This window comes from Psychrobacillus sp. (assembly GCF_056205495.1).
Map to the genome: position 1 here is coordinate 1 of NZ_JBAEAP010000045.1, position 6,003 is coordinate 6,003.

The 6,003-nt window shown below is 38.8% G+C and carries 6 protein-coding genes; all 6 read left to right on the top strand.

The annotated features are described in order from the left end of the window. The coding region (locus AC06OU_RS01470) for a substrate-binding domain-containing protein (RefSeq protein ID WP_475853544.1) at positions 1-426 on the top strand (426 nt) is incomplete at its 5' end. Between the two features lie 100 nt (positions 427-526). Then, on the top strand, positions 527-1,801 hold the full coding sequence (gene hisD / locus AC06OU_RS01475; RefSeq protein WP_475853545.1) for a histidinol dehydrogenase: 1,275 nt from the start codon (positions 527-529) through the stop codon (positions 1,799-1,801). A 31-nt stretch (positions 1,802-1,832) separates the two neighbouring features. Beyond that, the gene (locus AC06OU_RS01480; RefSeq protein ID WP_475853546.1) at positions 1,833-3,155 is read left to right on the top strand and encodes a GntP family permease; all 1,323 of its coding nucleotides are present in this window, start codon (positions 1,833-1,835) and stop codon (positions 3,153-3,155) included. Positions 3,156-3,231: 76 nt separating this feature from the next. After that, a complete protein-coding gene (locus AC06OU_RS01485; protein ID WP_475853547.1) occupies positions 3,232-4,179 on the top strand; it encodes a 3-hydroxyacyl-CoA dehydrogenase family protein in 948 nt (315 codons plus the stop codon). Beyond that, the gene (locus tag AC06OU_RS01490) at positions 4,172-4,936 is read left to right on the top strand and encodes an SDR family NAD(P)-dependent oxidoreductase (RefSeq protein ID WP_475853548.1); all 765 of its coding nucleotides are present in this window, start codon (positions 4,172-4,174) and stop codon (positions 4,934-4,936) included. The genes AC06OU_RS01485 and AC06OU_RS01490 overlap by 8 nt, the downstream gene beginning before the upstream one ends. A gap of 16 nt (positions 4,937-4,952) precedes the next feature. Further along, positions 4,953-5,717 carry a 3-hydroxybutyrate dehydrogenase gene (locus AC06OU_RS01495; protein WP_298471074.1) on the top strand — a complete coding sequence of 255 codons (765 nt, stop codon included), beginning with the start codon at positions 4,953-4,955 and terminating at the stop codon, positions 5,715-5,717. Positions 5,718-6,003: the final 286 nt, after the last annotated feature.

Below are 6,003 nucleotides of genomic sequence, written 5' to 3' on the forward strand. Positions count from 1 at the left end.
ATAGAAAGAGAAAAAGGCTTTGTAACGGTATTAAAGGAAAATCAAGTAGAATATAAAAAATATATTTCTGATTTTACTTATGAGGGTGGGTATAAAACAATCGAGAAAGTAGTTTCTCAGGGAAAAGTACCTGAAGCGATATTCGTGGCAAATGATATTATGGCTCTAGGAGTGATGGATTCCTTAAAAAAACATCATATATCTGTTCCAGATGACGTGAAGGTTGTGGGGTTCGACAATATTGAGATGTCGGCTTGGCCTTCTTATAGTTTAACTACTTGGGAGCAGCCAATAAATGAAATGGTAAACGTAACAGTTGCCTATTTAACCGCCGAAATCAGCGAATACTCTGGTCAAACCCAAAATATAGAGATTGATGGAAGATTAATTGTTCGTAATTCAACATATAAACAGTTGACTAATTAATGTTTTTAGAATAATCTTACTTGTATATATTTTTGCATACGTATGCAAAATGAATTGCGTTTTAATGAATGCGTTTTCAAACAAAGGGGAGGAATTACAAATGGTAAAAGTAATTAAGTCTGGAAAGTCACAAGAAGAAGTGAGCGCTAATGATTTGAAAGTATCTCAAATAGTTTCAGAGGCCTTGCGAGACGTGGAAGCTAGGGGTGATCAAGCTGTTCGTGAGTTATCGGAAAAGTTTGATAAGTGGTCACCTGAATCATTCCGTTTATCAAGCGAGCAAATTGAAGAAATGGTTGCACAAGTACCGTCAGAGGTAATTGAGGATATAAAATTTGCTCAAAAAAATATTCGGGAATTTGCAGAAGCACAGCTCGCATCCCTTCAGGATGTAGAAGTAGAAAATATTCCAGGTGTAATTTTAGGACATAAAAATATCCCAGTAAATAGCGTAGGCTGTTATATACCCGGTGGGCGGTATCCAATGGTTGCCTCAGCTCATATGAGTGTATTAACTGCAAAAGTTGCTGGGGTAAAAAGAGTAATTGCATGTACTCCTCCTATTAATGGAGAAATTCCTTATGCTACTATTGCTGCTATGTCGTTGGCAGGGGCAGATGAGATCTATTTGCTAGGAGGTATTCAGGCAATGGGTGCAATGGCAATTGGGACTGAGACTATTCAACCGGTAGATATGATAGTTGGACCTGGTAATGCTTTTGTAGCTGAAGCAAAGCGTCAGCTTTATGGTCGAGTTGGAATTGATTTATTTGCTGGTCCAACTGAAACCTTAGTTGTAGCGGACCATACAGCAGATGCTGAAATGGTTGCTACAGATATTCTTGGACAAGGAGAACATGGACCAACTTCTCCAGGTGCTTTAATAACTACTTCAGAGAAATTGGCAGAAGAAACGTTAGTTGAGATTGAGCGTCAGCTGAAAATTTTACCAACAGCCGATGTGGCTAGAGTCTCTTGGGAAGATTATGGACAAATTCTATTAGTAGATTCTATTGAAGAAGCTAGAATAGAAGCTGACCGTTTAGCGTTCGAGCATGTTGAAATTTTAACAGAAGACCCAGATTACTTTTTAGAAAATATGACGAACTATGGCTGCCTTTTCTTAGGGCCAGAAACAAACGTAGCCTACGGGGATAAAGTAATTGGAACGAATCATACGTTGCCGACAAAGGGTGCTGCAAGGTATACGGGCGGTCTATGGGTAGGCAAATTTATTAAAACAGTAACATATCAAAAGGTAACACCTGAGGCAAGTGCTTATATTGGGGAATATGCAGCACGTTTATGTCAGTTAGAGAACTTTGCTGGACACGCCGAGCAGGCACTACTAAGAGTAAGACGATACGGTAAATAAATAGTTCTTAGGGGTTAAGGGGGGAGAAAGAATGTTAGGTTTCATAGGATTATTTGGTGGTCTAGCGTTACTGATTTATTTAACTATGAAGGGGATGAACCTTCTAATTGCTGCACCACTTACGGCTCTGCTGGTTGGTGTCTTGAATGGACTTCCGTTGTTTCCACAGCTTGTAGAAAAAGGTGCGGACAATTTCTTAACAAATTATATGGGAGGCTTTACTAGCTTTATAGCTTCCTGGTGGTTAATGTTCTTAGCAGGTGCCATTTTTGGTAAAGTCATGGAGGATAGTGGGGCAGCAGATAGCGTGTCCCAATGGATTGTTAGTAAAATTGGTATTAAGCGTGCAGCGCTAGCTGTTGTAATTGCCTGTGCTGTTTTAACTTATGGGGGAGTTAGTTTATTTGTAGTAGCCTTCTCGGTATATCCAATGGCTTTGAGTTTATTTAAGCAAGCAGATTTGCCAAGACGATTTATACCAGCTGCTCTTGGGTTTGGTTCTACAACCTTTACAATGACTTCAGCGGGCTCGCCAGAAATTCAAAACTGGATTCCAATTGAATTTTTAAAGACCTCTCCTTATGCAGGATGGGAAGTAAGCTTTATTGTAGCTGTCTTCATGATGGCATTTGGTTACTGGTGGCTGAAAAAAATGATTACGAAAGCAATGAATAATGGCGAGACATTTGTGAGTAGGGAAACTGATGTAACGACGGTTGCTCGTAAAGAATTGCCCAATCCATTACTAAGCATGATTCCGTTAGGTGTAGTATTAATTATTTCATTTGTCTTACATAAGGAATTGGAAACTTCAGCATTAATACTTGCATTGACCGGTGGTATTATTGCTACCTATCTAATAAACAGAAAGTATTTTCAAAATTTCAGTGGTGCTGTTGCTGAGGGAGCAATGGGTGCTGTTATCGCCATTGCCAATACTGCTGCTGTTGTAGGTTTTGGTGGTGTAGTAAAGGTTACTCCTGCATTTGAAGCAGCAGTTGATGTAATGACTGGTATACCAGGTAGTCCACTAATTGGTGGTGCTTTAGCCGTAGCTGTTATCGCGGGTTTAACCGGTTCATCTTCAGGTGGACAGGCAATCGCCTTACCTCTATTAGCGCCACATTATTTAGATTTAGGCGTAAATGCAGAAGCGCTTCACAGATCCGTTGCCATTTCTTCAGGCTCTCTAGACTCGTTGCCACAAGGGGGCTATGTAGTTACGACTATTCGTTCAATCTGTGGAGAAACACATAAGGATGCTTATCCGGCTTTTGGAGCTTTAACAGTTGTTGTGCCGATTCTCGGTGTAATATTAGCAGTTATTCTTTTCTCTTTTGGCATCGGAATTTAATTATAATACCCAACAAACACATGTTTTGCTGTTTGTTGGGTATTAGTTATTAAAGAAATATAAGGGGTGTGGACAAATGGAAAATGTATCAATTTTAGGTTGTGGAACGATGGGTCATTCTATTGCGTTATCTGCAGCGTGGGCAGGATTACCTGTAAAAGTATATGGAGTTAGTGAGCAGGATCTGGAGATTGCTAAAAAAGGCCTTCAAAATAAAATAAAAGTAATGAAGGATAATGGATTGTTTGATGAAAAGGAAGCAGCACGCATTATCGACCTCATTAAGTTATCTATATCTCTAGAAGAGGTTGTAAAAGAAACAACCTTTATTATTGAAGTAATACCTGAAGTACTAGATCTTAAAAAAAATATGTATAAAAAATTAGAGGCTCTAGTGGATAAGGATGTTATTATAGCAAGCAATACGTCTGGCTTTATGCCAAGTTTATTGGCAGAGGGAATGGATCACCCTAATCGTTTTGTTGTTACACACTTTTGGAATCCCGGTCATCTAATTCCTTTAGTTGAAGTAGTAAAGGGTGAAAAGACAGATAACGGTACGGTTCAGCGAGCTATGCAAGTACTTCAGCATATGAAGAAGAAACCGGTTTTATTAAACAGAGAGATTCCAGGATTTATAGGGAATCGCTTACAGTACGCGTTATTTCGGGAAGCACAATCACTACTTGATGCGGGCGTAGCAACTAAAGAGGACATCGATGCAGCAGTGACGTACAGCATTGGGCGTCGTCTTCCGGTTACAGGCCCATTAATGACTGCGGATATGGGAGGACTTGATGTTTTCTCTGCTATTTCAAATTATCTTTTTGAGGACTTGAGCACCGATCAAAAATCCGGTAGAGTGCTTACACAGTTAGTGGAAGAGAATAAGCTTGGAGACAAAAGTGGAGAAGGCTTCTATACATGGGAAGAGCAATTTTCTCTGTTTAAAAATGTAGAACGTGAACAGATGTTAATTCACTTTCTTAAGGGAGACATGAATTTAGGAGGTAGCGATGAATAACTTCTTTTCTGAGTTAGAGCATAAAACTGTAATTGTAACAGGGGGTAGCAAAGGAATAGGGAAAGATATAGCCCTTACATTTGCTAAGCTAAAAGCTAATGTGGTGATTTCCGGACGAGAAGGTGTGGCATTAGAGGAAACGCTGAAAGAACTACAAGGCTATAACGATCGATGCATCTCTGTTCAAGGCGATTTAAGTAAGTTGGAGAACATTAATAATTTAATAGAGACGACAGTAAAAGAGTTTGGAACAATTGATGTACTTATCAATAATGCAGGAGTTAATATTGCAAAGCCGGCATTAGAAGTAACGGAGAATGACTGGGATATTGTCTTAGATTTAAATTTAAAGTCTGCATTCTTTACAAGCCAGGCAGCGGCTAAATTTATGAGTAAACAAAGAAATGGTAAAATTATAAATATAGCCTCTCAAATGGCCTTTGTAGGATATTACAATAGAGCAGCATATTGTTCTAGTAAAGGTGGTCTAGTTCAACTAACAAAGGCGTTGGCAGTTGAATGGGCTAAGCTTGGTATTAACGTTAACGCTGTGGCACCTACCTTTATAGAAACAGAGTTAACTGCCAAAATGTTTGAGGATGAAGATTTTAAAAGAGATGTCGAAAATAGAATTCTCTTAAAGGGACTTTCGCAGCCAAAGGATATTTCTGGAGCCGTGTTGTATTTAGCCTCTGATTTGGCGAATTTCGTGACTGGCGAAACTTTAAAGGTTGATGGTGGATGGACTGCAATTTAAGATTGGAGGAATTCAATTGAAGGGTAAAGTAGTATTTATAACTGGGGCTGCTAGAGGAATTGGCTATGATGTCGCTAAGGCATTTTTAGAGGCAGGGGCAAGCGTAGTTATTTCAGATTTGAATAAAGTAGCATTAGACGAGGCTGTCTCCACTCTAAATGGGCAAGTAAAGGGTATTGTCTGTGATGTAACGAAAGAAGAGGACATAAAGAACGCCATTGAATCTACAGTAGATTCCTTTGGAAGAATAGATATATTGATAAATAATGCAGGTATGCAGCATGTTTCATTAATAGAAGATTTCCCGACAGAAAAGTTCGAGCTATTAATAAAAATAATGCTAACAGCTCCTTTTGTAGCTATGAAATATGCATTACCACACATGAAAAAGCAACAATTTGGCCGGATCATTAATATGGCTTCTATAAACGGCTTGATAGGATTTGCAGGAAAGGCCGCCTATAATTCAGCTAAGCATGGAGTGATTGGGTTAACAAAGGTTGCCGCATTAGAGGCTGCAGCTGATGGAATTACAGTTAATGCAATATGCCCAGGCTATGTAGATACATTGCTTGTACGCAACCAATTTGAAGATTTAGCTAGAACGAGAAATATCAAGGTGGAGCAGGTACTGGAAGAAGTATTGTATCCCCTAGTTCCCCAAAGAAGATTATTAGACGTTCAAGAAATTACTGACTTAGCCTTGTATGTGGCAAGTGAATCTGCCAAAGGCATGACAGGCCAGGCAATTGTTTTAGATGGTGGCTATACAGCCCAATAAGAAAAGGCCCTTATTTCGTAAGGGCCTTTTCTATATAATAATCTAAATTGTTTATGCTTTACTTGATTTTTCAACGAAGAAGGTAATAACTAAGAACATAAAGAATGCAAAAAGTAAATCAGTTCCCCCTACGATAAAGAAGACCATAACCAATGTTTCATTTAAGTCAAAGGGATTTAGAGGCTATCACAGGTCACTCACTAGCTACCATTAATAGAACCATTAAAGATTTAGTTGACAAAGGTCTTTATGCTGACTCTAATATTACTAATAATGGAATTAATGC